Origin of the sequence: Fluviibacterium sp. S390 (genome assembly GCF_049800695.1) — a bacterium.
Taxonomy (GTDB): domain Bacteria; phylum Pseudomonadota; class Alphaproteobacteria; order Rhodobacterales; family Rhodobacteraceae; genus Meridianimarinicoccus.
In genome coordinates this window covers 1-24674 of record NZ_JBNAFN010000035.1, presented here as the reverse complement: position 1 = coordinate 24674, position 24674 = coordinate 1, and the positions used below count along the sequence as shown (strand labels likewise).

18 protein-coding genes and 1 pseudogene are annotated in these 24674 nt (G+C 62.1%); 6 read left to right on the top strand and 13 right to left on the bottom strand.

Annotation, left to right across the window (positions count from 1 at the left end; genetic code table 11):
• Together ACP15K_RS19045 and ACP15K_RS19040 are read left to right on the top strand one after the other, a co-directional pair.
• A pseudogene (locus tag ACP15K_RS19045) lies at positions 1-526 on the top strand (IS5 family transposase); the annotation flags it as partial.
• The gene (locus tag ACP15K_RS19040) at positions 466-714 is read left to right on the top strand and encodes a helix-turn-helix domain-containing protein (protein WP_424991296.1); all 249 of its coding nucleotides are present in this window, start codon (positions 466-468) and stop codon (positions 712-714) included. The pseudogene ACP15K_RS19045 and the gene ACP15K_RS19040, both read left to right, overlap by 61 nt.
• 263 nt (positions 715-977) lie before the next feature.
• Here the strand turns inward: ACP15K_RS19040 and ACP15K_RS19035 are convergent, their stop codons facing one another.
• The 6 genes from ACP15K_RS19035 to ACP15K_RS19010 form a co-directional block, all read right to left on the bottom strand.
• The gene (locus ACP15K_RS19035; protein WP_424991299.1) at positions 978-2957 is read right to left on the bottom strand and encodes a type IV secretory system conjugative DNA transfer family protein; all 1980 of its coding nucleotides are present in this window, start codon (positions 2955-2957) and stop codon (positions 978-980) included.
• An 8-nt stretch (positions 2958-2965) separates the two neighbouring features.
• Complete coding sequence (locus ACP15K_RS19030; protein WP_424991295.1) at positions 2966-5299, bottom strand: relaxase/mobilization nuclease domain-containing protein; 2334 nt, start codon at positions 5297-5299, stop codon at positions 2966-2968.
• Entirely contained in the window at positions 5286-5879 is a 594-nt protein-coding gene (locus ACP15K_RS19025; RefSeq protein ID WP_424991294.1) for a helix-turn-helix domain-containing protein, read from the bottom strand. Before ACP15K_RS19025 ends, ACP15K_RS19030 begins: the two co-directional genes overlap by 14 nt.
• A gap of 561 nt (positions 5880-6440) precedes the next feature.
• Complete coding sequence (locus tag ACP15K_RS19020; protein ID WP_424991293.1) at positions 6441-6647, bottom strand: hypothetical protein; 207 nt, start codon at positions 6645-6647, stop codon at positions 6441-6443.
• A 358-nt stretch (positions 6648-7005) separates the two neighbouring features.
• Positions 7006-7731, bottom strand: coding sequence for an SH3 domain-containing protein (locus tag ACP15K_RS19015; protein ID WP_424991298.1), 726 nt, complete (start codon positions 7729-7731; stop codon positions 7006-7008).
• 583 nt (positions 7732-8314) lie between these two features.
• Positions 8315-9244, bottom strand: a complete 930-nt coding sequence (locus ACP15K_RS19010) for a DUF2493 domain-containing protein (RefSeq protein ID WP_424991292.1) — start codon at positions 9242-9244, stop codon at positions 8315-8317.
• Positions 9245-10463: 1219 nt separating this feature from the next.
• Between ACP15K_RS19010 and ACP15K_RS19005 the strand changes: the two genes are divergently transcribed.
• Genes ACP15K_RS19005 through ACP15K_RS18990 form a run of 4 tightly spaced genes read left to right on the top strand, consistent with a single transcriptional unit; the run spans position 10464 to position 17027 of the window.
• Entirely contained in the window at positions 10464-12995 is a 2532-nt protein-coding gene (locus tag ACP15K_RS19005) for an AAA domain-containing protein (protein ID WP_424991291.1), read from the top strand.
• Positions 12992-14089 carry a hypothetical protein gene (locus tag ACP15K_RS19000; RefSeq protein WP_166195077.1) on the top strand — a complete coding sequence of 366 codons (1098 nt, stop codon included), beginning with the start codon at positions 12992-12994 and terminating at the stop codon, positions 14087-14089. The genes ACP15K_RS19005 and ACP15K_RS19000 overlap by 4 nt, the downstream gene beginning before the upstream one ends.
• Positions 14089-15609 (top strand): phospholipase D-like domain-containing protein, encoded by a 1521-nt coding sequence (locus ACP15K_RS18995; protein WP_166195072.1) that lies wholly within the window; start codon positions 14089-14091, stop codon positions 15607-15609. Before ACP15K_RS19000 ends, ACP15K_RS18995 begins: the two co-directional genes overlap by 1 nt.
• Entirely contained in the window at positions 15606-17027 is a 1422-nt protein-coding gene (locus ACP15K_RS18990) for a sigma 54-interacting transcriptional regulator (RefSeq protein ID WP_166195069.1), read from the top strand. Before ACP15K_RS18995 ends, ACP15K_RS18990 begins: the two co-directional genes overlap by 4 nt.
• Before the next feature lie 203 nt (positions 17028-17230).
• On the opposite strand, the gene ACP15K_RS18985 is transcribed toward ACP15K_RS18990, so the two are convergent.
• The 7 genes from ACP15K_RS18985 to ACP15K_RS18955 form a co-directional block, all read right to left on the bottom strand.
• The gene (locus ACP15K_RS18985; RefSeq protein ID WP_424991297.1) at positions 17231-17812 is read right to left on the bottom strand and encodes a rhomboid family intramembrane serine protease; all 582 of its coding nucleotides are present in this window, start codon (positions 17810-17812) and stop codon (positions 17231-17233) included.
• Between the two features lie 148 nt (positions 17813-17960).
• Positions 17961-18497 (bottom strand): hypothetical protein, encoded by a 537-nt coding sequence (locus tag ACP15K_RS18980; protein WP_424991290.1) that lies wholly within the window; start codon positions 18495-18497, stop codon positions 17961-17963.
• Between the two features lie 156 nt (positions 18498-18653).
• Complete coding sequence (locus ACP15K_RS18975) at positions 18654-19382, bottom strand: DUF736 family protein (protein ID WP_037275572.1); 729 nt, start codon at positions 19380-19382, stop codon at positions 18654-18656.
• Positions 19383-19506: 124 nt separating this feature from the next.
• Entirely contained in the window at positions 19507-19809 is a 303-nt protein-coding gene (locus ACP15K_RS18970) for a hypothetical protein (RefSeq protein ID WP_424991289.1), read from the bottom strand.
• A gap of 100 nt (positions 19810-19909) precedes the next feature.
• Entirely contained in the window at positions 19910-20371 is a 462-nt protein-coding gene (locus ACP15K_RS18965) for a DUF6915 family protein (protein ID WP_424991288.1), read from the bottom strand.
• Position 20372: 1 nt separating this feature from the next.
• Positions 20373-20759, bottom strand: coding sequence for a DUF6878 family protein (locus ACP15K_RS18960; protein ID WP_090525086.1), 387 nt, complete (start codon positions 20757-20759; stop codon positions 20373-20375).
• A gap of 121 nt (positions 20760-20880) precedes the next feature.
• The coding region (locus ACP15K_RS18955; protein ID WP_424991287.1) for a strawberry notch-like NTP hydrolase domain-containing protein at positions 20881-24674 on the bottom strand (3794 nt) is incomplete at its 5' end.

Genomic DNA, 24674 nt, shown 5'->3' with positions numbered 1-24674 from the left:
CTGGGCTGGCCGCCGAACACAGTGAAGAAAAGACCGTGATGATCGACGCGACGTATCTGAAGGCACACCGCACCGCGTCCAGCCTGGGCGTTAAAAAGGGGGGCGTGGCCGCCTGATCGGCCGAACCAAGGGCGGTATGAATACAAAGCTGCACGCCGTCTGCGACAGCCTGGGGCGACCAATCAATCTCTTCGTCACCGCCGGGCAGGTGAGCGATTACATCGGCGCACGGGCATTGGTGAGCAGCCTGCCGAATGCCGAGTGGCTGCTCGGGGACCGGGGCTATGACGCAGACTGGTTCAGAGAAGCATTGAAAGACAAGGGGATACGAGCCTGTATCCCCGGCCGAAAGCAGCGCAAGACAGCCATCAAGTATGACAAGCGTCGATACAAGCGCCGCAACCGCATCGAGATCATGTTCGGAAGACTGAAAGACTGGCGGCGTGTGGCCACTCGCTACGACCGATGCCCAAAAGTCTTCCTCTCAGCCATCGCATTGGCCGCAACCGTCATGTTCTGGCTTTGAGACAAGAACGAGTCCTGACCCTAGTCGAAACCGAGGCGAAGGTGTCATCTGTCGCACTCGATAGTGGGTTCGCGTCGCTATCCGCCTTCTACGAAGCGTTCACCAAGGAACATAAACAATCCCCTGCAGAGTACCGTCGCCAGTCACAGCGCAGCAATCCGTTTCTGGCATTTCACGCGCAGCCCTAGCAAGCTATTGCTGCTCTTATGAACGTGGCAATATGTACCCGATCAACATGAAACTCCACGTGGCGTTCATCAAGTAAACGGCAGCTCGCCGATGCACCTTAAGATACACAACAGGATGCAAACTTAGGGCCAAGGAACCACCATGGCGTCGACAGATTGCCAGAGGCTGATGTCAGCTCGTGCGTCAATTGATAACCCGGCGACTGTTCGGCTTCGATCCTCCCTTCCAGACCAATCCCGTTCGCACAAAAAGCCACACCGGCTCAAAGGTTCTGTTTCACCGTCAACTCCAACTCCTCCAAACCACCCACGGCATTCCGTAAGGGCTCTTTGTCCGACTCTCTTTCTGAATCGGTCGCAGGCACCTGCGCGGCAAACTCCATCTCCATCTGTCGCTGTTCCTCGGCGATAACGGCTTGAACGACGGGCGCGGTTTTCTTTGGAACGCCGTCAGTTTGTCGTGACAGTTGACCCGCCGAAGCCTGGCTTGCCCTCTCCACATCGGCTTCTGTTCCCCCTGGCCCGTCTGGCGGCGGTGTCATCGGCATGGCGCGCACACTCAGCGGCAGATTGCCCTGCGGCCCCCCTCCCCCCGGCTCCGGAAACGGTAATTCGCCTGTCTGCGCCGCATGGATCGCCTTGAACAGTCGATCGTCGAAGTACTGGATCCGCTTCGCCCGGACCGGCATTTGCGCGTCGATGACCATGACGATCTCGTCGAGCGGCAGGCGGCGCGCGTCATCTTCAGGCAACAATGAGCTTTCTTCGGTCCGGCTGGATTGGCTGCGCCCTTCAAAGGGGTTCTTGCCGATGGACTGGGATCGCGTGATTACGGTCTTCGTGGTCTTGCCGACCGCCTTGCTCAGTTCCTCGACTGTCTTATCATCGGAGGGCGTCAGATAGAGCTTCACGCCCGCGTTGCCCTGCAGCGCGCGGCGGGTGTTCTCGCCGTAGATTTCATCGAGGGCGGGGATGGTCTGAGTGACGACGGCCAGGTGCCCACGATAGGTGCGCAGGGTCTCGATGCTTTCAACCACGATGGGCATCTTGCCCAGGCGGTTGAACTCATCGAGCATGATCATCACCGGCCAAGGCTCATCCGGCCCGGGGTCCTTTTCCTGCATGGCCGAGAGAAGATCGGAGAAGAAGAGGCGGATCAGCGGCGCAAGCGGCTTCACCATCAACGGCTGGACCACGAGGTAGACCGAAAAGGGTTTCTTACGGATCGTGCGGAAATCAAAGTCCGACACCGCCGTCGCTTCGTCGATGGCCGGGTTTTGCCACTGGTCCAGCCCCGAGGTCATCAGGAGCGAAACGTATGAGGTCAGCGTGTCGTTGTTGGTCGAGGCCAGACGCGTGAAGATCAGCTTGGCGGCCCTGTTGTCCACCTCGTGGCCGCGCGCGAAATACTCCTTCTGCTTGTTCCCGCCCGAGGCCGCGATGCGGTAGATTTCGCCCAAAGTGGGGCGCTTGCGCTGGAAGGCCAGCAGGCCTGCCGCCACGAAGAGATCGATCCCGCCCTTGAGGAGGCCCTGCACCCGGTCGTTGTCACTCTGCAGGAACAACGTCGCTAAGAGCTGCAATTCCATCTGCTGGCGCGCGGGATCTTTCAGCTCGAAGATACGCAGGAGCGGGTTATAGCGATGGGTGCGCTTGCCCTCCCAATCGGTGGGGGCAAAGCGATAGACCTTGTCGCCCTGAGCTGCGCGGTGCCGGGCCGTGGCCTCGAAACACTCGCCCTTCACATCGAGCGTCACGGCGGAGCCCTGCCAAGTCAGCAGGTTCGGAATGACAAAGCCCGTGGTCTTGCCGCGGCCCGTGGGCGCCACAATCAGCGCATGGGGGAAAACCTTCGAGCAAATGTATTTGGCGCGGGAGCCCGGCGGCCCCAGCTTGCCGAGGATGAACCCGGTCCCGGGCGCCCCGAAAAACCCGTTGGCCTTCATCTCGCGCGTGCTCTGCCAATGGGTCTGGCCAAACCGTGTGAGGGCCGATCCCGAGAGAGCGAGGCTCAGCATCAGGCCGACGGCGGCGAAGCTGCCGATAATCAGGTGGATGAGTTGCGCGTCCTCCGGGCGACGATCGAGGATCACCAGATAGTTCTGCGCGATATAGGCAAAGTCGATCTCGGCCCCGAAGCCGAGATCCTGATAGGTCAGCACCGCCGAGGCGATGGTGTAGCCTATGGCGGCGGTCACCAGCGTTACCAGCAGGACGCCCGTGGCGATCCGCGCTTTTCCCATGGAGGCGCTCAATGGACCTGTCCCCGCTCGGTCTCGCCATCCACATCGCCAGTGCGGTGTTTTTCGTATTCGGTGTCGGCAAGATCATCGACCACCTGGCGCAAGGCCTCCGTGTTGGCCGTCGCTGCATCCGATTGCAGGTAGACCTTGGCGACATAGAGCCGGTCGAGGCGGTCCTCGAGAACCTTGTCCAGCGCATCGGCATCGCCGGATGTGAGGCGGCCCAATTGGCGGTCATCCAGCACGCGCGCGATCTCGCCGCGGAAGGCGTCCCGCTCCGCCTCGGTCTCGAAGGGCGCGGACAACTCCCCCGCCCGCTCATGGTCCAGGACACGGGCAATCTCGTCTGCGAGGCGATCGGTATTGTCAGACTGCGGCGCAGTTTCACCGCGGGCTGCGAGGAGTGCGTCGCGCGTGCCAGACCCGAGCCCCTCGCGCATCTCGGTTTCGCGGCGGACCTGGTTGATGGCCTCCGTGTCGCTTACCTCAACGACGGCCGCATAGGTCGCGCCGAGCCCACGGGCGAGATGGGACGGCATGTCCGGATAGCGCGCTCGTAGGTCATCCGCGACAGCATCTGCAACGGGCGTGCGGACATCGCGTGCCTCCATGATGCGGTCGACCTCGCGGGTGATCTCACTGGCACGGGAAGCATCGGTGATGGTCTCCCTGTAAAGTTCAGACCGGTCGATCACATCGCCAGGGCGTGCGAGCAGCTCCGGATGTGCCTCAAGATACGCGCGCTGCTCCGTCTCGATCCGGCGCTCCGCCCGCGAGACCACCTCCCAGTCCCGGTCCTCGATTTGCCGCGCTGTCAGACCGTCAGCGCGCATTTCCTGACGGATTGTCCCTTCCATCGCCCGGACCGCGACCTCATGATAATGGAACCGCTCGCTGACCGGGTCCGCTTCCATGACACCATCCCGGCGCAGCACGTTCTCCCGCTCCAAGAGCGTGCCAAGTTCGACGTGCACATCGTTGAGAATGTCGCGCGCCTGTTCCAGATCGGCGCGGCGTTCGAGGTTCAGATCGCGCGCCTCAGCCACTTTGGAGAGATCATTGGCGATCCATTGATGCTCGAGCGCTGCATTTGAGGCGCCCGTCTCGATCCGGGCCACCACTTCCGATGTTCTGATCCCGGTGCCCCTTAGTGCTACGTCAATGCGTGATCTCAAGTCGGGCTCGGCCAGTCGCTCGCGCTGGCTGGCGTCAATATTGGCTTCGGAATAGATCCCGCCCTCCGAGGGGGTCTCTGACAGCGTGGATGATCGCAAACCGAGAGGCTGCATGTGCTGGACCTGCGTCTGGATCTCGATGAGGCGCTTTTCCAGCACGGGACGTTCCGCGTCAGACTTCTCGGCGATCATGCCCTGCACCCGCGCGAGCTTTTCCGCATAGAGGCTTCTCAGATCCTCGAAGCTTTGATCCTCGGCCATATAGACATCTCCTGTTCGGTCCACCTGCCCGCCGCGCGCCAGCACCTCGCCCGCGCGGAAGATTGCTGCCGCGATATCCTCGCGGGCCTCACGGGAGGCTTCCGCAGCAAGCGAGTGGTAGGCGGTTCTGGTATTGGCGATCTCCGCCAGCGTCAGGGTCAGGTCAGCCCCCACGCGTTCGCGCTCGCGGGGTGCGCGACCTTCTTCCTTGGCGGCGTAAACCTCGCGGGTCCGGGCGGGATAATGCACAACCCCGCGATCGACGCGGCGCGTGGCCTCCAGGCGCACGCCATACTTTTCGGCTTCCTCGACCATGGCGAGGCGGAAATCGTCATAGTTGAAGCGGTGGTTGCGGCCGAGGAAGAAGAACTCGCCTTCTTGCGAGCGGCGGTTCAGAACCAGATGCGCATGCGGGTGATCACGGTCCTCATGCACCGCAATGATGTAGTCGAAATGCCCCGCGTCACTCTGGAAGAACCGCTCGGCCACATCCGTCGCGATGTCGCGCACATCCTCGCCGCGCGTGCCAATCGGGAACGACATGAGCATGTGGGTGGTCTGGCCCAGCTTGGGTTTGAAGCCTGCATCCCACCGCTTGGCAAAGCGCTCGGTCAGATCCTTCATGTCACGCGCCTCGAGCTTCGCTTTGCCATCGAGGAACCCGCTACTGTCCACGATATGGGTGGACTTGGTGGTGAGGTAATCGAGCTGGTTTGCGAGCTGCGATTTGGTATGCGTGCCCCCGCCCCGGATCGCCTTGAAGACCGCTGGCCGATGCCCTGCCGCCGCGCGCACAAGCTGGGTCTGCTTGGCCACGTGCAGACCTTGCATCGAGCCCCGGACGCGGCTCCAGCCGTCCCGGAAGACCTCGCCCGTGACGGCATCAACAGCATCATTCAGCCGCATGGGCAAACTCCCTCAGCGCGGCCGTGGCCTGCAGCTGCATTGCGTCCCGACGGCGGCGCAGAAGCAGATCGATCTCGTCAGCAGAATCCAGGATGAACCGCGCCAACCCGCGCATCTGCGCAAGGCGCAATTCCGAGAACGCGGCACGCGTGCCACCATCTGCCCCCTGCCCTTGCCGGTTGACCTTCGTCATCTGCTTGGCGATCTGCGCGACACCATTGCCAACCTCGTGCAGAGAGGCGCGGTAACGCGCCATCTCGGCTGCCATCTGCGCATCCGGAACGAACACCCCGCCTGCCGCCTGGATGAGCCGCCGCAGCCCCTCGGCCCGGCTCTCGATCCCGGCCTTCGCCAACACCTCGTCGAGCGCCTCAAGCTCCGCGGCCGTGACCTTCACACTGACCGCTGAAACCGGGATCGCGGCATCCACCTGACGCTCGGCATCGGCTTTGAGCGTGTACTGGATCGCACGGGGCGACACGCCAAACCGCTCCGCCAACACGGATGTCGACACACCTTCCGCAGCCTCGCGAACGATCTCCATGCGGTCCGCATCTGTGAGACGTCTTGAACGAGACATGCGAAGAAAGACCCCCTATTTCCTGCCACCTTCCACCAAGGCTGCCCCTACCTTACGATAATATACCCATCTGTCAATAATATACTTACGTTGCATTTAGGCTCAGGCAGCCTTGGTGTCCGCTTCCCCCGCGGCCCGCAGGGACGCGGCTCTGCCCCCTCACCACCGGGCGACCCACCTGTCCATTGGGTCCCCTTCCCCAACACCGCCCGAGGGTCTGACCGAACACGCATGTGTTCGGACGGAACCGCGGGCGGGCGCAAACCCCACCGACAGAGCGGACAGGCAGGGTCAAGGAGGGCCAGATTTGGCTCCGCCAAATCTCTGCCGCAAAAACCGGGAGGCCCTGGCCGATAGGTTTTTGTGGATGGCCCCCTTGAGGCTGACTGGCGGCTCTGTCGCGGCCTGATCATTCCGGGGGAAGTGCGTCCCTTGAACGCGCAGCGACCGGCGGCTTCGTGAGGTCGCCTCGGGCGATCTGACCGCCGGACCCGGCATCCCTGGAACAGGGATCGGGCCGCCTCGAGATCGTCTCGGGGCGGCCCATCCTCGTCAGAGGATTTAGTCCTGGGGATCTTTCGCGCTCGGTGGGAACATCACCAGCTCCGAGACCGCGACCGGGAAGTCGAGCTTGAGGCTGAAGAACTCCGAGCCATCTCCATTGCGGGTGTTGCGGAACATCGCACCCACGCGCTGAAAACGGGTGCGCTCCTCGCCATCGGTATCGGTGAACTTGACGGGGACGGTGGCGACGTAGTGGTTGGTCATTTGGGTTACTCCTTTTTGCGATGGGGATCACCCGGCACGGGGGCAAGAGGCCCGGTCGCAAGTGCAAATGCGGAGGGTCCGCGGCTCCGCCATGGAAGCCGTATTTGTGCTTGCCGGAGCGAAGCGCAGGGCACGATTGGGCCGACCCCGTGCGATCCACATCAATGAGCAAAAAGGAGAGACCCAAATTTGTGCCACCACTTTAAAGCCGCCATCAAACCCGTCGATCGTGACCGAAGATGGCCTGGTTCGTTCTGATCCAATGCATCTGGATAGCGATCCGTCACGCTCGCGATGCGGCGGGTCAGCGTTCCGCCGCGCGCGAAGACCCGTCGTCTGTGTCGAGTGGGGATTCCTGCTATCGGCACCAGGGTTGAGGGCGTGGGGGACAGCTGGTGCGGCCGCATCGGTATGGCACGGCCAGACCTTCAGCAATGAGCGTACTGCCCACGTCCCGACCGTCAACGAACAATGAGCCGCAGAACCGCCCGAAATTGCACTGATCCGTACCCTCTGTCCCAGGTCGACAGGAACAGGCCACGCGCTCAAATTCAATAGACGCCGCACCCCGTACCAATTGACTGAGACGCGCTGTCGCGCGCTCCCCGACCTGCCGCTCCGCAGTGCAGGACGGCCTCCAAGTCTCAGGCGCGTTAAACCCGACGAGACGCACGTTCGCTGTCAGGCCTCGAACATCGATTGTATCACCGTCAATGATCCGCACATCGCTGGCGCGAAGCGACCGGTCCTGGGAGGCGGGTCGCTCTGTAGCTGGCTCCTCCGACGACAGGAAACTGGTAGACATCCAACCCGTCCCCAAATTGGACCGAATTTCTGTCCACTGCCCTTCTTCGCGAAGCTTTTCGACGCGGGTCCCCTCACTCAAGACACCCATCACGGCGTTCGAGGTAGACGGCCCAGCACGTTGGTTGACCCGTGTCCCTGTCACATAGACGTAAGCGGCGTCGGCTGTTTGCGATGAGGGAACCGTTGGCGGACTGTAGGGTGTGGATCGCGAGTTCGATGATTCAAATACTGATCCAACCAATGCGAAGAATCCGACAACGATCACCAACGGCACCATGATTTGGCGTTGAGCCTTGCGCACGGTACGTCGAGGGGCATTGATCGCGCGGGTCACGGATGCCGGACGGGGTCTTGCCTGACCGGTTCTAGTATTGCGCTTCGGTGCTGGTTGAGAAGTCCTGTCGTCGGTCGCTGCCCTTTTCTCGGCGGGATTTTCCCGTTCCAGTTTCAGGACTTTGTGCAGGCTTGCATACTGAGCCTTGCTCAGGCGCGTCTCCGTCCCATACCGCCGAAACCGTTCAGCCATATTTGTGAGGAAGGACACTTCCCAATCGTTAACCTGGCCGGACCGCAAACGCGCATCAATGCGCGATTGAATCTCTTTGGTGCGTTCCGGAGAAAAAGGCATCTAGGCAAAACCTGGGCGGGTGTTGATCTGTGCAACAAATTTCTTCTGCCGCAGGGCCACATTAAGCTGTAATCGCATAGAGATACCATCCAACCATTCCCAAAACCAGATTGGCCGGATTGCAATCACCAAGCCTGTCGATGCCCCTAGCTGGAGTACACTGCGACACCACCGATGTTCACACAGTTCTGGGAAAACGACGAAAGGGCCGCCTGAAGGCGACCCTCTCAGTTCATTTCTCGGCAGTTCTCTTATCCGGATCGGCAACCCGCATGACCGTCAGGCCTTTCGCTTCCGCCTTCTGCCCGAGGTTCAGCGCGACCCCGTTGCCGCCGAAGAGCACAACCCCCGTCGCCGCGAACTTGTCGTCCAGCATCTCGTCGTTGCACTTGAACGGTGCCGCACGCCCGTGCGCGGACCAGCGCGGATCAAAGCGCGCCTGCGCTACTCCGCGTGCCCGGGCCCACCGGGCGGCGATCATCTCGGCTCCGTGCTTGCCACCCTTGTGACAGAGGAAGATCTCTTGGTTGCGGTTCTGCTTGATCCGTTCGCGAACCTTGTCGAGCGTGTTGAAGATCACATCGACATCGATCCAGTCGGTGGCGCCTGAGACGATCAGAGGTACCCCCTCTACTTTCGACTTCTCAGCAGTCTCGCGGTCGTGCTGCTCCAGGAGCTGCCTTGCCTCGAAGACAGCACCTGTCTCTTGCGCCCGGACGCTTGCGCGCGACCCGGCTGCCGGGATGAAAGCGTGGCCCGTCTCGATCTCGTAGCATTCCGCCGCAGCCTCGCTCATCACCTCGATGGCGCTGACGATCTCGCGCAGCTGCAGGAAGCGCGCCTGCGCCTCTTCGAGCGCGGTCTCGGCGATCTCTGATCCGTCGTGGGATTTTGCCAGCGCGCCGATCTTGTCGGCGGTGCGGTCGACCTCTTTGCCAAGCGCCACCTTGCGGCGCTGCAGGATCGTGGCGAGCCCATGGGCCAGCGGTTCGATTTCTGCCTCAAGCCCGGTCCCGCGCAGCGGACCGAGCAATGCCTCAAAGCTTTCGCGGATGATGCGGTCGGTCAGGATGTGATCCTCTGGGATCGGCAGCTGCGCGTCCTTCTCGGTCAGTCCGAAAAGTTCGATGGTCTCGTAGGTGTTTACGGTGTCGTAAGCCATGTTTGGTCTCCAGTGTTCGGTTCCAAGGCCGCCACGTGAGTGTGGGGGCATGGCCGAATGCCTGGTTTCCGAATCTGCCCGGGTCAGGGACGGCGCAGCCGCCGGCTTGCCGGGCGCAAAAGTTTTCCGCGCGCAACACCCGACACATGCGCGCGCTCACGCACGGGACCGCCCCGCACCACTGGCGCCGCCCTCGCCGAAAAGTTTTGCGATCCTTGACGCGGGCTGATTTGGGGGCCATCCGGAGGATATGCTTCCGCGCTCATGTGTGTGTGTTTTGACGGTAGGTTTGCCCGACCCGAGCAGGCAAACGGCCCGACCGGACGCGGGAGACGGATGGAGCGGCGGGATCGTTTTGGCCTCGGGCCAAAACAGACCAGAGCGCAATCCGGCGGAGCGGCCGGGGAGGAACGTGCTCGCGAGGCGGGCAAACCGGGATGCCAGGCGCGACGCCGCGGTGAGGCCGCATGGCCGAATGCGCGACGGACCGAAGGGCCGTTCTCCCCTGCGACTTGGCGTACCGAGCTGGGGAGGCCGACAGGCTTAGACCAAGGTCGATCTGCAGGCGACTACGCTGGCGATTATATGAATTACTTTTCGCAGCATTCGAAGTGATGGCGGAAAACACCAGTTTTCTGCATCACACAAGAACTGTAGCAATGCGCGCCTACGAACGTGATGGTCCTCACTCGCTTGCGGCATGCAAAATGCTATATTCGGCCGCATTCCCGCTATATCTCGGCTTATAGCTGAAGACCCTTTTTTCACGCTATAGGATCGGCCCAAATTGACTATCCAGGTTTCAACCACCGTGAAAAAGGTCCTTGAGCGTTGCACGCCCCTGCTGACCAGCTGGAACGGTTACCCGGTCGCTGCGTGCGATAACCCTGTTCCGCAGTCCCGATATCGGATCATACCGAATTTGCGTCGTTTCGGAGATGACGGCCCGAACAATGCCCGGTGACACGTACCTCTTCTATCCAGTCTTTTCAGATGTGATGCCCTTCTCGGACCGAATGCAAAGATTATGACCCGCACTTGCATCCTGCGGCGATGCGCCCTGACTGAACCTACCCAACAAGAAAAATATACGGGTGAATCCACCCGCAATATCTGGACATTTAACCGCATAGCCGAGTTCAATTTATATTCGACGCCCGTTATGGATGGTCAGATAGAGCGTTAAACAGGCGCACTGAACAAGAAAGTAGTTAACCCGATGGCATTTCTCAACTTCGCGGCGATCGAGCCGCATCGAGCCGACATATTGATGAAGAACGCGTTTTTCGGGCTCAAGGCTCCCTATGAATTCTTGTCAGGCGCGAAGAAGCGGTTGGAGGATCCCGACAATCTTCCGAACGTCGCATGGACCGCCGAAGATGCCCCCTATGAAAAAAACCCGCAGCACTCCAATGGTCGCAAAGGAAAGAAGCCGGGGAAAAAGAGCGACGGTTTCTGGGTGCGCCTGCACAAGAGTGGCGGCGATGAATTGTCCGAGGCCGAACTGCGGCTCTTTACCGACCCGGAGGTCGAGAGGGTTGCCTGGATCGAGAAGCAGCAAACCAGAAACGGTAGCGAGAGACCGACCTTTCGTGAAATCGACGTACTCGAGCATGATCCCGATGCTGGACGCCTACGCCTTGCCGATTTACCGCCCGAAGGCAAGCCGCTGACGCTGCGCCCGAACGGCTATCAACTGCGCAAGCAGCTCGACGCGATCTCGGCGCTTCAGAACCAGCCGCATCCTGCCCATCGCCCACTGCTACGACTGCTGCAGCAGAAAGCCTTTGCCGCCTGGCCTACCCACATGCCTGTGCCGGAGCCCGAGTGGTTGGTCTTGACTGATCCCAACCGCCCCGGCGCGTCCGAGCAGCGCGACTTCGTGCGCTACGCACTCTCCACCCCCGATTTCGCCTTGATGGAAGGCCCGCCCGGATCAGGCAAAACCACGGTGATCTGCGAGCTGATCTTGCAAATGGCGCGTATGGGCAAGCGGGTGCTCCTTTGCGCGTCGACCCATGTCGCAGTGGACAACGTGTTGGAAAGGTTGATGGCGGAAGGCAGTGCGCATCGCGACCTTGTCATTCCAGTGCGGATCGGCCGCGATGCAAGCCTTTCCGACGAAGCAAAGAAATGGACCCTAGAACGACTGACGAAGCAGGAACGGCAGCGCCTTCTGGCCTATCTCGGAGGGATTGGGACGCCCGATGCCGCCCAGCAGAAATTGCTGGACGAACTGCGGGCGGCCCATGGGGATCACATTGTCGAACGCCTGTTGCTCGACGGGGCCAATCTTGTCTGCGGATCGACGATCGGCATCCTGCAACATCCCGATATCAAGAAGGGCCGCCAAGCCACGCCAGTCTTCGACATACTGATCGTGGACGAGGCCTCCAAGACAACTTTTCAGGAATTCCTCGTGCCCGCACTTCTCGCGCAGCGTTGGGTGCTGGTGGGTGATCCGAAGCAGTTGTCGCCCTATGTCGATGATGACGGCGTTGCCGCCGCGCTCGACGATTGCCTTCCCGATGAAGACCGCCGCAATGCCTGTGTCGACAGCTTCTACGCACAGACCGGCAAGCGCGGCGCGGCTGCGGTGGTCGCGAATGCGAAGCAGGATAGGATCTGGCGCGAGGAGGCCGAGGCGCGCGGCGTCGCAATCCGGGTACCCGAGGACCCTGACGCTGCCCTCGCCGATATCGTGATAGGCCCTGCGGCGGCCCTCGAGGCCCGGCCGCAGGCGCTTCGCCTTGATCTGGAAACTATTCGCGCTTCTGGTGATGCGCTGACCACCCTGCGCCGGCGCCACGCGGCCAACGGCGACAAGACGCCACCCAGTTGGGGTCATGAGCTCGCCTGGCGTCAAGTGACGCTTTACAGCCTCCGCGACGAGACCGGCGTCAAGGCGGAAATCCTACGCCAAGAGACTGAAAAGCTGTTGCCTGCTGCGGCGGATGACAAGTTGAAGAACGCGATCGCGCTGACCCGTCGAATCGCGCTGCCTTCGGTGCTCGAAACTTTGCGCCAAGGGTTTGAGCGCAGCGGGGATCGCGATCGCGGCAATGCGCTGACAGACGGGCTGCCCGAAAAAGTTTTGAAAAATCGCCATGTGCTGTTGTCTTGGCAACATCGGATGCACCCCGAAATCGCCGACTTTCCTAGCAAGGCATTCTATGGCGGCCAGGCGTTGCATACCGCCGACACGATGTCCGACCGCCCCTGGGGCTGGCGGGAGGACGAGCCGCGCATGACTTGGAGCCATGTTCCCGGGCGCTTCAACGCACGAGAGGGCGGCAATCGTGCTGAGGTCAAGGAGATGCTGCGCGAGTTGCGCGCCTTCGTCGACTGGACGAAGACCAATCCACCTCCGGGCGGCGGGGCATGGGAGGTCGCGCTCCTGTCGCCCTACCGGGTACAGGAACGGGCGCTTCGCCGTGCGGTACAGAATTTGGCGGGCGGAGCCGCGCGCTCGCGCCGCATCGAGTTCGGGCCGTATTGCGTCGCCGATATCTGCACCGTGGACCGATTTCAGGGCCAAGAGGCCGATATGGTTCTGCTGAGCTTTGGCAATACTCACGGCACGCACTTCCTGCGCGCGCCCAACCGGCTGAACGTTGCCCTGACCCGGGCGCGCCATCGGCTGGTGATCTTCGGCCATCGTGCTGGCCTCAAGAGGGCCGGCGGCGCGCTCGGATCTCTGGCCGAAGCCGCACCTTGGGGCCGCAGCATCGCAAAAGGAGAGAAAGAATGATCCCCGCCTTTACCCTGACACGGTCCATGGAGATCCATGTCACTCGTTTCGCCGGTGAGGTCGCCAAGGAGGAAAAGCGGCCCGAATTGATGCCATTCCTGCTGATGGCGCGCGACACTGACGGGATTACTTCGGCTTCAGCAGCAGGCCACCTGCTTGGCGCACGCGAGGGGCGCAGGCAGATCGCCCAACGGCTTCTGGAACAACTCGAGCGGTCCGGCACATTGGAGGCGCAGGGAAATGAGGGCTTCAAACTCACCGAGGCGGGCCACGAGGCCCTGAAGAAGGAAGCTGTGTTCATCGCAGAACGTGGTAGCTGGGAGGTCTGGCATACCAGTGATCCGCTGCTGCCACACAATTTGATCCAGTTGACTGATTATTCGGAATCGAAAGCGTTCGACGAGGTCCGGTATGACGCACCGAAGCGTAATACGGAACGTCCGCACACCACGCTCGACGCGCTTAAGGGTCTGCCCCTCGCGCCGATCATGGGCGGCCAGAGGCAGCGCATCGACGATTTACCGAACAATGTGGAACGGCTCACGTCAAAGACCGGGACGCTCACATGGGAAGTCGCAAAAAAGAGCCTCAGCCTGAAGGTTGGCGAGAAGAGCTTCGATCTTCCTGCTCCGGAGCTTTCCCATAAAGCGACCTTCGAGGCGCTTCTGGAAACAGCAGGATTGACCTCCGACTGGGATACAGAAGCTGAAGTTTTGCACCGAGATTTCGCCAACCTGCCAGACGAGTCTCGGCGCGATATGAGCGAGGATATCACTTTTGCGCGTCCCGTTCAGTTGCTTGACTATGGGAATTTTGACCAGACGACTGTGCGTAGGATCGAGATTAACACCCGCAACCACTTCGATGCTGATGCTTGGGCTGCCTGGCGCCTTGAGGACAGCATCGATGAGGTCGCCTGCTCAAGGCGCTTTGAAGCGTGGTGCGCACAGGCCGCCGCACCCTTCGCGGCTTTTGCGTCGCTCAGGCTCCCTTCCCGGGCAGTCCTTGCCGCCCGCACCCGTCCCGTCCAGACGGGCGCACCGCTGAGCGCTGTCGCTTGGAACCTGACCGCCGCCGAAGATTGGAACCTGTGATGCTGGTAGACCGCCATATCGATTCTGAAGCTCCCCGTACCGAAACCGTTTCACAGATCGGTCGCCCGCTCGGCATGGCCTGGGTGCCGCAACCACGATCCGTATCAAAACAGAGCCTCGGGAATGACGACCTGCTGCCCGCCGATTCCAGCCGCTGTCTCGAAGACGCGCTGGTGAAAATGATCGGCGCTGCGCAAGAGATGGTCGTGCTGTGCAGCTTCCTGCTTGCCTCGGACCGTATGATCGCGGCGCTGGAGGCTGCCGCTCATCGTGGCGTGCGGGTTTACATGATGCTCGCCTCGGAAGCCCGCCTCGGGCAGGAGAGAGAGGAGGATGACTTCTCGAAACACTGCCGCGAACATCATGAGGAGATGCTGCGCCGCCTCGCCCCGCATGCCATGATCCGCAGCGCGGCGGACTATCACGCCAAGTCAGTGTTGATCGACCCCAAAGGTCCGAATGCGCAGGGTTGGCTACTGACCGCCAACATCACTGACGAGGCCCTGACCCGCAACGAGGAGTTGGGGCTTCGCCTGACGTCCGATGAAGTCCGCTCAGTCTTCGTCGAGTTGCGTCATGCTTTCTGGGAACGCGCCGAGCACCGGATGAGCGGCACTGATTTCAGACCCGCAAAGCCCCTCGGAGCCGTCGAGTCCCCCGCTGCGGGTCGGGCCCTTGTGACTTCCCCGCCACGCCGCTCGATTCAGGACACCGCCCTTGAACTGATCAAAGAGTCAGAAAGGCGGATCATAGTCTCCTCCTTCGGCTGGGCGCTGGATCATCCGGTCACCCAAGCCCTGATTGCCCGCGCGAACGTTGGGGTGAAGGTCACTGTACTCGCGCGGATCAGACCCGCGGCAATGCCCGCGCTAGCCGCTTTGGCCGAAGCCGGCGCTGAAGTGTACGGATTCAAATGGCTCCATGCGAAGGCAATCTGGACCGACCGCGACCGCGCCATGATCATGACGGCGAACATTGAACGTCATGGGATGGAGGAAGGCTTCGAACTTGGTCTTTCTCTGGATGGCAACCGCGCGGAGAGTCTGCGGCAAATCCTTGAAGGGTGGGCCGGCACAGCGCAGGCCTGGCTTGATCCCGAAGCGAAGGTCACGCAGGACATGGAAAAGGTGACGCTGTGGAAGGACGGATATCTGAAGGATCTGGAAATCCCAGCCAACCGCTCTGTTAATCTTGGCACCGTCACGATGCGCTCACTCACCGACCCGCTCCCCGATCGCCCGGCTATGCCCGCCGAACTGCCGCTGGCACGTGCGCTGAGCGTGACATGGCGCATCGATCCGCCCCAAGTCGCCACACGGGCGATCCATATTGACGCGAATGGCAAGGAATTGAAGAAGGAAAAAGATGATAGAGCGCCTACGACCTTCCCTGCCTTGATGCGCGAGCCTTCGGGGCGTCGGGTGGTCGTGATCTCGAATCTCGCGCAACTCGAGGCCGCTGAGCGTCTGTTCGAAACGGCCCGCGCAAAGGCCGTGGTTATGACCAGGAGTGCCACATGAGCGGTGAAACCCTGCTGTGCTGGGCTTCGGTCAATCACGGCACGTCGGTCCTGACCGGGGCGTTGGAGGCCTTGGCCAGGCGCGGCCATTCTATCGAGCGGGTGCTACTGTTATTGCAAGAAGGGCGAGAGGCCCCCGAAGACCTACCACAGCACCTGCAGATCGAGACTATGGCGCTCCCTGTCGCCGACCCTACAGACCATGCCACGCTTTACCTGACCCTGCGGGCGAAGCTTCTGCCGCAGATCTCGGCACTGGAAGAACCGCTGCATGTGAATGTCTCGCCCGGCACGCCTGCGATGCATGCGGTCTGGCTTGTGCTGGCGGCAGGCGGTGCCTTCCCGCCCGGCACCCGGCTGTGGTCCTCGCAGCGCCCCGATCCGGGAGCGCCGGCACGGATCTCTCCGGTCGAATTCGCGCCAACAACCTGGCTCTCGGCCCTGCGTGCAGATCTGGCGCAGACCCCGGAACAGGCCACCTACGACCCTGATGCGCTCTCGGCCGACCGGCGCGCTGCGCTGGATCGGCTCGCGCGCTATGCCTTGGTCCCGGGAGTGCCGCTTCTGATCCTTGGTGAGCGTGGCGTGGGCAAGACACGGGTAGTTGAAAGCCTTGTAGCGAGGCTAAAAGGGGGGCGACACGTCGTTACGGTCTCTTGCGGCCACCTGAGGGGAGAAGGTGTCGAAGCGTTGCTGTTCGGCCGTGTGGCGGCCACCAATGACAAGGTGTCTGCGGTTGGCAGAGGACTGCTGCACGAAGCGGACGGCGGGATCCTGTTCCTTGACGAGGTGCAGGACCTGCCGAGGGACACCCAGCGCATTCTACTACTCGCGCTGCAAGGCGGGGTGCGCCGCTGGCGACGGCTCGGCGAGACCGAGCACCAGGATGCACAATTCGATCTTGTCTGCGCCTCAAACCTTCCGATCGACGAACTGGAGAAGTCGCTCGATCCGGATTTCTTCGACCGCATCGCCCATCTGCAGGTTGAATTGCCGCCCCTGCGCGACTGCCCTGCGGACCTGCAAGCCGACTGGGGTCGCGTCTGGCGCGAGATCGGCTTTCCCGGTGATCCGCCCTGGAGCCCGACGCTGGAGCGCGCTCTCACAGAGGCGCGTCTGCCGCGCAACATCCGCGACCTGCAGCGCCTTGCCGCGATCATCGTTTCGACGCGGCCCGATGGGCCATGGAACGTCTCCTTACAACGCCAGGCACTCGAAGAGTGGCGCGCTGTCGGCGCCCCCCCGCCGGGAGATTTTGGAACCGGCACCCGCAAGCAGCGGCTTCACTGGTTTCAGACACGGCTCGCACTCTGGGCAAAGGAGCGCTACGGCACGTGGGAGGCGGCGGCGTCCGAACTAGCCTGCAACGAAAGCACCTTGCGGGTCGATGCGAAAAGCAAATTTCCTTTTGAAAATTAATGAGGTGACAGATCTGAAAGGTTGAGCCAACTGAAGTTAAGGCCTTCTTGTAAGGCGCTGACTCCCCGACAAGCGACGATGATGTCGACTTATCCGACGACTGTATCTGATTGCTGCATCGTGATCCAAAGGTCTGCAACAAACTAGGAGCGGGCATGCGCCGCGCCAAAAACTACTGGCTACTTTGGGTCGAGTGGCCCGCTTCAGTCCAGATCGACACCGCCGAGGCGCGGCACATGAACATGCGTCCGGACAAGGGCTGCAGCGGCCGCGCCCGCGATGGCGCTGAAGAGATGCGCCTCCCACGAGACGCCGGGTTGGCCCGGAAGAACGCCCCAGAGAATTGAGCCATAGAGGACACCGACCACCAGTGCCGCGCCCAGCGTGATCAATGAGCGATCCACGAAGCCGCGCGCGACGAGGAAGCCAAACCAGCCGAAGACCAGCCCTGACGCACCGATATGGATGGCGGAGCTTCCGAACAGCCAGACGAGAGCGCCGCCGAGGCCGATCACCACGGCGTTCACCGGCAACAAGGCCCGCGTGGTCGTTGCCACCAGCAGACCACCCATCACCAGAAGCGGCGGCGTATTGGCCATAAGATGCGCGAAGCTTCCATGCAGGAGGGGCATGGCGATGACACCATCCAATCCGCTGCCGTGCCTGGGGATCAGGCCGAAGGCCGGGTTCAGGCCGTAGCCGGTGATCCAATTGACAACCTGAACCGCCCAGAGCAGCGCGACAAAAGCGGCAAGCGCCGCGGTGCGCCGGAAGAAGACGCGCATGTGATCCCGGTTCATCATGTTGGCGACAGTAGTCGTCCCCACAGCGCCTTCAACGGCTTTCGCGCGCTGCACAGGGTGCCACCTCCGGGAAAGGGGGTTCGCGGCGGCCAACCTCGGTAGGGCTCAAGCCAAGAGAATGGCTCCGATCTTACACGGTGTTCCCAGGCCGCAGCAGCATGATTTCACGCTCGGGGCGCTTCAACGCTTCGGCATATTTGCGGGCATTGTCATCGATCGTGCTGTGCCAGAGCTTCGAGACGAACGCCCGGGCGTCTTGCACCGTCATGTCCTTCAGCGAAGAGGACAGCGCCATGAAGAGCTCATCCTCGCTGATCGCGGCGGCATAGTGCATGGCGTCCGCGTAAAATGATGGATCGTTCAGAACCTGCTTGCTCAGGGGCATCCGCGCGAGGTTCTGTTCCGGGATCGCCATGAAGATCGTGTCCTGCAGGACGGTCAGATAGGCGCGGCGCGATGTGGACACCGGCTTTCCCGCCGCCTTGGCCTCCAGATATCCCTGCCTTGTCCGGTCGAGCTTTGCCCTTGCATGGGTCATGATGACATCACGCTGTCGTTCAGGCAGCGCAAATCCGGTGCAACGCTGGATATGAGCAAGAAGCTCTTCAACCTCGGCGTCTACATCAAAGCTCTCGAACCACGGAGCTTTTCCCAGTCTCGCCACCATGTGCCTACCTTCGTCCATTCGATAATATATTATCGTATATCATATTCAGCAGATCGCAAGCAGATGGCGCCCGTCATGCAGCCAAACATGGAAAAAGGGGAACCGTGATCCCACGGCTCCCCTTTGGGTTCAGATCGTCTCGCCCTCGCGTACCAATTAGGCGACCAACGACAGCCCCGTGCCTGCGTCCTGCGGCTGCTCACCGCTGTCGATGAACGGGATGATGGAGAAGGCCTGCCCGCCGCGCTGCTCTTCGTTCTGCACGGCGTTCACGCGCAGGTCGCCATCGGGCGTGTTGATCAGCAGCGACAGGTAGTCATTGCCCGTGCGGCTGCTTTTCGCCATCCAGGCCGAGCCGACGCGGATCGGTGTGCCCCGGGGCGAGCTGACCTCGATACGGTAATCGGGGTGGGTTTCCTCGGATTTGTAGCTGTTCTCGATCAGCATGAACTCCAGATCGAACATCATGTTGGCGATGTAGCCGGTGAAGGCGTTGTCGGCGTCCATGGCGGTGAGCTCCCCCGAGATCGAGCCGGATTTCATCAGGCCGTTCGAGACCAGCGGGATGATCTCGAATTCGCCGCTTTGGGCCGCGCGCGCCTCTTTCGTCTGCACCGCGTTGACCCGGAAGGGGCCCAAGCCGACATCGATCTGCATCGAGATGTAGGGGTTGCCGCTGGTGTTGCCGGTCTCGTTCCAGGCCGTGCCGATGCGCACCTTGCGGCCTGATTTGTTGACTGCCGTCACGTCAAAATCCGGGCTGCGTTCGGACATCTTGGCCCGCGCCTCCAACTGGATGGCGATGTCAAAGCGCGTCGAGTGGATCATGCCGGTGTACTCGGCGGCTGCGGTCTCGACATTGCGGGTGAGGGTTCCTGCGAACATGGGATGGTTCCTTTTGGATTGGCCGGTGCCTGACGTTTTTGCCAACGCATCCGGGATTGCTTTCTCGACCCCTTGAGGGATCACAAATCAGAAAGCCTGCTTTCCTTTCAGCCCCGCCCACGGGTCAGAGCTGCCGTCCGAGTGGGAAGGCCCCCGCGCCTCCGGGTGCTACGCCCCTCCCCTGCCCGTCTGGTCTTGATTGGCTGCTTGGATTTTCTGCGGCGTCCTTCGATTGCGCGACGAAAAACTCCGTTTCTTTTCCGTTCAACCGGTGCCCGCCCCGGTCGGTCAGACCGATGCAGCTACCATTCGGCACATAGGTGATGAGGTACTGACCGAGCCGGTCCTTGTGGACAACGTAGCCGGTATTGGCCCAATGCACGGTCTGGCCGGCATCAACGGCCGCCTTGATGTCATCGAGTGTCATGCGAACCTCCTCAAGAAGAATGGTGGGGAAACCACGCAAGAAGCCCGGTCGTCCAACCGGGCTTCCGCGCAGCATTCGTTTGGCAAACGGCCGAGAGCTGTCAGGCGCTTTGCGTGACTTGCGTCGCGCGCGCCGCCATCCAATCCTTCAGGCCAAGGATCGTCTTTCCGGCCGCGACCTCGGAGGCCCAGGCAGACCTTGGGTCGCCGCAGGGTTCCCTGCTGACATGGCTATCGATATGGCCATTGGCCATCCATGGTTCGGGCTGGATTCGGCGCAGCCAATCCGCCATGCTCGGAATACGGCCCTGACAGTCTTCGCGGACATGCTGCTCACCGATCCAGCGCACGGGGATCTCTCGACCAGCGCTATTGGTCAGGGTCAGGCCGAAGGCGCGTTCAGCCTCAAACAGGCCTTGGGCATGGTGGCGAAGCGCCCTGTGCGTGAACAGCGCGAGGTGCTCTTTTGAGGCGTCGAACCAGTCGTGCACTGCCTGATAGTCAGACGGCACCCCGCCGAATTTCCGGGCAGAGCTTTCAGCATGATGAAGCGGATGGGCCATCTCACAGCCCCTCGTCATAGCTGTGCGAGCATTCGACATAGCGGTCGGCATGATCCAAGGTGACACTGTCGGCGGTGATGTCCCAGGTCAGCGTGCCGTAGCCGCCCTCGTTGTTTTCGAACCCCGGGTGATGGTGATAGGCGAGCGACCAGGCGAAGTCGCCAACCTCTGTGGCAAGCGGCTCCGGCAGTTGGACCTCTGCAGGCTGCACCGTCACATCCTCGACATTGCCGGAGTCGCCATAGCCTTCGTATTCGACAGCGACCTCGCTGATGCCAAGCGCACGTAGTTGCGCGAGCAGCTCCACTCTGGATGCCTTCAACGTGGTTTCGCGCTCTGCACGCCACTGAGCCGCCATTGCGGCATAGTCGATCTGGGGATTGGTCATGGGTCTGTCCTCTTATCTGAATTTGGGGGGGCCGGGCCTGGCATTGGTCAGCGCGCGCCCGGAAAGCGCAGATCGGCCAAATCCCATCCACGCCGCCCGACCGGAAGCTCGCTTTGACTTTTCAGGCGGCTTGTTCTGCCACCTTGGCGACTCGCTGCCCCACGATCCGGGCCAGAATGCTTCCCGTGTCGATCCCGTCCCCATGCGGCAGGAACACACGCAACTGGAAGGCGATGATCTCGGTGAAGCAGCCGAGCGCCTTGAGGCCATCGATCATGCCCCGATCCGCACCGCCCAACTCAAGGCGCATCTCGCCTGCGACCCGGCGACGGGTCAGGGTCAGACCCCGGCCCAGATCGACAGGTGCGGTGGTGCCGAGGGCGGCGGTCAACATCTCCTGCGGTGTTTGCGGGTTGGACACGAGGAAGCGGGCGCGCAGCGCGGCCGCGCCTTGCTCGCTCAGAGTCCGCCCGATCATCGCGGTCGCCCCGTCGGGCGTGACCCGGTAGATGCGCTCATTGGTGGTCGGAATGTCCTTCCAGATCGGCAGCAGCAGCCCGGTCAGCAGGTAGAGCTTGGTCGTGGTGGTTTTTGGCAGGGACGCAGCCTCGGCCTCCCAAATCTGCGCAAATTCGGGCCTGTCGATCTCTTCCCAAGCCGAGGACTCAAACCGTGCCTCTTCGAGATAGCTCGACCCGTTTGGCCGCACCGCCTTGCGCATCAGCGTGACAATGTCCTCGTCATACATCTGCATGGGCCGCGCCGAGATGAGCGCCGCGCGACCGGAGGCGCGATTCACCATCGGCAGCTTGTCGGGATTGCGCGATATGGCCTCTTCGGCGACCAGGACATACACTGGGTCCGTCACCTCAAGTCCGATAATCCGCGTCACGGCGCCGGATTTCGGGCAGGTCCAGAGATCCTCGGTGGAGACCTGCTCGATCTTTTCGCCACGCAGGGTCTCCACGCCGAGATCGAGCGTGCCCGCCGCACGCGCCCGTTCCGTCTGGTCGGATATTCTCGCCATGAACTCGGTAAAGAGCGCGTTCTGCATGTGGATGGGCAACGCCAGCACTCGGTTCAGAAACCGCTGGATCGGGGGAAGCTCTTCGAGCAGCACCCCGTTCTTGTCGATCAGCCGCAAAGCGGTCCAGTCGGAGAAGCTCTCATAGCTCATCGCCTCGGCGCGCCCGGCGGCAAGATCGGCGAAATACCCACGCAGCGCCGCCCGTGCGATCGGGCTTTCGAGATTGTCCTCCTCGCGGAACATGCCCTGCGAGCCGGTCTCGCGCTGACCCTTGGTCAAGGCCCCCAGCTGGTCGAGGCGTTTGGCAATCGTCGAGGTGAAACGCTTCTCGCCATGCACATCCGAGGTGCAGACCCGGAAGAAGGGCGCGCTGACCTGAGCCGAGCGATGCGTGCGCCCGAGCCCCTGGATGGCCGCATCCGCGCGCCAGCCGGGCTCCAGAAGATAGTGCCGCCGCCGTTTCTGGTTCTTCGCCGTTTGGGCCGCATGGTAAGATCGGCCCGTGCCGCCTGCATCGGAGAAGATCAGGATATCCTTCTCGCCGTCCATGAAGGCTTGGGTCTCCGACGAATTGCTGCTGGCGCTGCGCTTTTCGATGAAAAGATGGCCGTCCTCGGCCCTGAGGGGCCGGATCGACCGCCCCGTGACTTCAGCGACGGCCTCGTCGCCAAAAGCCCAGAGGATCTGATCCAGCGCCGAAGGGATCGGGGCCAGCGTCATCAACTCCATCATGGCCGCATCGCGCAGGGCAAGCGCTTCGCGGGAGACAACTAGCGCGCCAGTTTCATCGCGGAGCGGCTCGGCCACCATATTGCCGTCGATCTCGACAAGCTTTTGCGCATGGATGGGGAAGGCCTGTTCGAGGTATCCCAGGACGTAGTCACGCGGCGTCAAGGCACCCTCGACGAGCTCGTCCTCCGGATCCATCGTCTCAAGTCGCCGCTTCAGCAGGCTCTCGCCTGTCGAAACCACCTGGATAGCGCAAGCATTGCCCGCCGCGAGGTCGTCCTCGATGGCGCGGATGATGGTCGGGGCCTTCATGCCCATCAGGAGATGGTTGAAGAAGCGCTGCTTCGTGCTCTCGAAGCGGGATTTGGCCGAGGCGCGTGCGGCCGAGGCATTGGTCTCGCCCGAGGCATCGTTGACGCCAGTCGCGGTCAGTGCAGCTTCGAGATTGTGGTGGATCGTCCGAAACGCACCCGCGTATGCATCGTAGATCTCGATCTGGGCCGGAGTGAGTGCGTGTTCGAGCACGTCATACTCCACCCCATCGAAGCTGAGGGCGCGCGCCGTGTAGAGCCCGAGCGTCTTGAGATCGCGCGCGACCACCTCCATGGCGGCAACGCCGCCGGCTTCCATCGCCGACACAAAACCCTCGCGGCTCGGGAAGGGATATTCGGGGCCCTGCCCCCAGAGCCCCAGTCGCGCGGCATAGGCGAGGTTGTGCACGCTCGTGGCACCAGTGGCCGAGATGTAGAAGACGCGAGCACGCGGTGCGGCCAGTTGCAGCCGGAGGCCCGCAAGGCCCTGCTGGGAGGGTTTGACCCCCCTGCCCTGCTCGGACCCGGCCGCATTCTGCATGGCATGGGCCTCATCAAATGCGAGGACGCCGTCAAAGTCTTCGCCCATCCAGTCGAGGATCTGGCTCAGCCGCGTGGTGCCGCATTTGCCCGCCGAGCGCAGCGTGGCGTAGGTGACGAAGAGGATACCGTCACCCATCGGGATGGGCTGGTCCGGTTTCCATTTGGAGAGCGGCTGGATGTCGGCGGGCGAACCGCCAAGATCGGTCCAGTCGCGGATCGCGTCCTCGATAAGCGTGGCGGATTTGGAGACCCAGATCGCCTTTCTGCGTCCGGCCAGCCAGTTCACCAGGACGAGCCCTGCGCATTCGCGCCCCTTGCCGCAGCCGGTGCCGTCGCCGAGGAAATAGCCGAGGCGATACGGCCGTGCGTCCGGGTCGTCATCGGCGCGCGTCAGCTTGGTTTGGTCCTCGTCGATGGTGAAGCGCCCCGGGAGGTCACGCCCATGGGCGTCATGCGCCATGATGATGGTTTCCAGCTGTGCCTCGGAGAGATCTCCCTCCTCGATCAACCGGGCGGGCAGGCGCAAGTCATCACTGCCCGTGTTTGAGGGCATGGGCGGGGCAACCGAGGCCATGGCGATGCTTTCAACGAGCGGCGTGGGATGTTCCTGCGCATCCGCAATCTCGATCCGTTGCGGACGGTAGCGCGCATAGATGTCTGAGATGGGCATGTTGTTGCGCGGGGTCTGAAGGCTCGTGAAGCTGAGCGGACGGACGGCATTGGCCCTGGCTGTGGGGGCGGTGATAACACCGGCAACGGTCTTGCGCGGGACAGATGATCGAACGGTCGGCCGAGCATGAGGGATCGCTTCAACCCGTTGGGCCGGGCTCATCTCGGTCCGTGTTGCGGCCACGGCATCGACAAATGGAAGGGCTTCATCCAGATCGCACAAAGTGGCGCGGATCATCTCGCCGTCTTCCTGCACCTTGTCGAAGACCATGAGCTGGGTTTCGACCGAGGTGCCGAGCTTGCGGTAGACCTGCCCCGGCATCGTCAACGCCAATCGCGGCGTCAGGAGACCGCAGGCGCGTGACCAATGCGCAGCATCGCGCTCAGACGTGAAACCCTGCGGCATGATCGCCACAAGCCGCCCACCGGGCGCAAGACGCTTGGCAGCCGCGATGAGATGCTTGACGGCGATGTGCTTGTCTCGGGAGCGATCGACCGAGGAGGCGAAAGGCGGGTTCATCACCACGACGTCGGGCAGGACCGGCGTCTGCAGCAGATCGTCGATATGCTCACCATCGTGACCCGTCACCTCGCCGCCGAAAACCACGCGTAGGAGGCGCTGGCGAAAGGGGTCGA

Excerpts from the sequence above, each read along its gene's own strand:
- ACP15K_RS19040 (WP_424991296.1), top strand. The coding sequence starts at position 466 with ATGCCCAAAAGTCTTCCTCTCAGCCATCGCATTGGCCGCAACCGTCAT.
- ACP15K_RS19035 (WP_424991299.1), bottom strand. The coding sequence starts at position 2,957 with ATGGGAAAAGCGCGGATCGCCACGGGCGTCCTGCTGGTAACGCTGGTG.
- ACP15K_RS19030 (WP_424991295.1), bottom strand. The coding sequence starts at position 5,299 with ATGCGGCTGAATGATGCTGTTGATGCCGTCACGGGCGAGGTCTTCCGG.
- ACP15K_RS19025 (WP_424991294.1), bottom strand. The coding sequence starts at position 5,879 with ATGTCTCGTTCAAGACGTCTCACAGATGCGGACCGCATGGAGATCGTT.
- ACP15K_RS19020 (WP_424991293.1), bottom strand. The coding sequence starts at position 6,647 with ATGACCAACCACTACGTCGCCACCGTCCCCGTCAAGTTCACCGATACC.
- ACP15K_RS19015 (WP_424991298.1), bottom strand. The coding sequence starts at position 7,731 with ATGGTGCCGTTGGTGATCGTTGTCGGATTCTTCGCATTGGTTGGATCA.
- ACP15K_RS19010 (WP_424991292.1), bottom strand. The coding sequence starts at position 9,244 with ATGGCTTACGACACCGTAAACACCTACGAGACCATCGAACTTTTCGGA.
- ACP15K_RS19005 (WP_424991291.1), top strand. The coding sequence starts at position 10,464 with ATGGCATTTCTCAACTTCGCGGCGATCGAGCCGCATCGAGCCGACATA.
- ACP15K_RS19000 (WP_166195077.1), top strand. The coding sequence starts at position 12,992 with ATGATCCCCGCCTTTACCCTGACACGGTCCATGGAGATCCATGTCACT.
- ACP15K_RS18995 (WP_166195072.1), top strand. The coding sequence starts at position 14,089 with ATGCTGGTAGACCGCCATATCGATTCTGAAGCTCCCCGTACCGAAACC.
- ACP15K_RS18990 (WP_166195069.1), top strand. The coding sequence starts at position 15,606 with ATGAGCGGTGAAACCCTGCTGTGCTGGGCTTCGGTCAATCACGGCACG.
- ACP15K_RS18985 (WP_424991297.1), bottom strand. The coding sequence starts at position 17,812 with ATGCGCGTCTTCTTCCGGCGCACCGCGGCGCTTGCCGCTTTTGTCGCG.
- ACP15K_RS18980 (WP_424991290.1), bottom strand. The coding sequence starts at position 18,497 with ATGGTGGCGAGACTGGGAAAAGCTCCGTGGTTCGAGAGCTTTGATGTA.
- ACP15K_RS18975 (WP_037275572.1), bottom strand. The coding sequence starts at position 19,382 with ATGTTCGCAGGAACCCTCACCCGCAATGTCGAGACCGCAGCCGCCGAG.
- ACP15K_RS18970 (WP_424991289.1), bottom strand. The coding sequence starts at position 19,809 with ATGACACTCGATGACATCAAGGCGGCCGTTGATGCCGGCCAGACCGTG.
- ACP15K_RS18965 (WP_424991288.1), bottom strand. The coding sequence starts at position 20,371 with ATGGCCCATCCGCTTCATCATGCTGAAAGCTCTGCCCGGAAATTCGGC.
- ACP15K_RS18960 (WP_090525086.1), bottom strand. The coding sequence starts at position 20,759 with ATGACCAATCCCCAGATCGACTATGCCGCAATGGCGGCTCAGTGGCGT.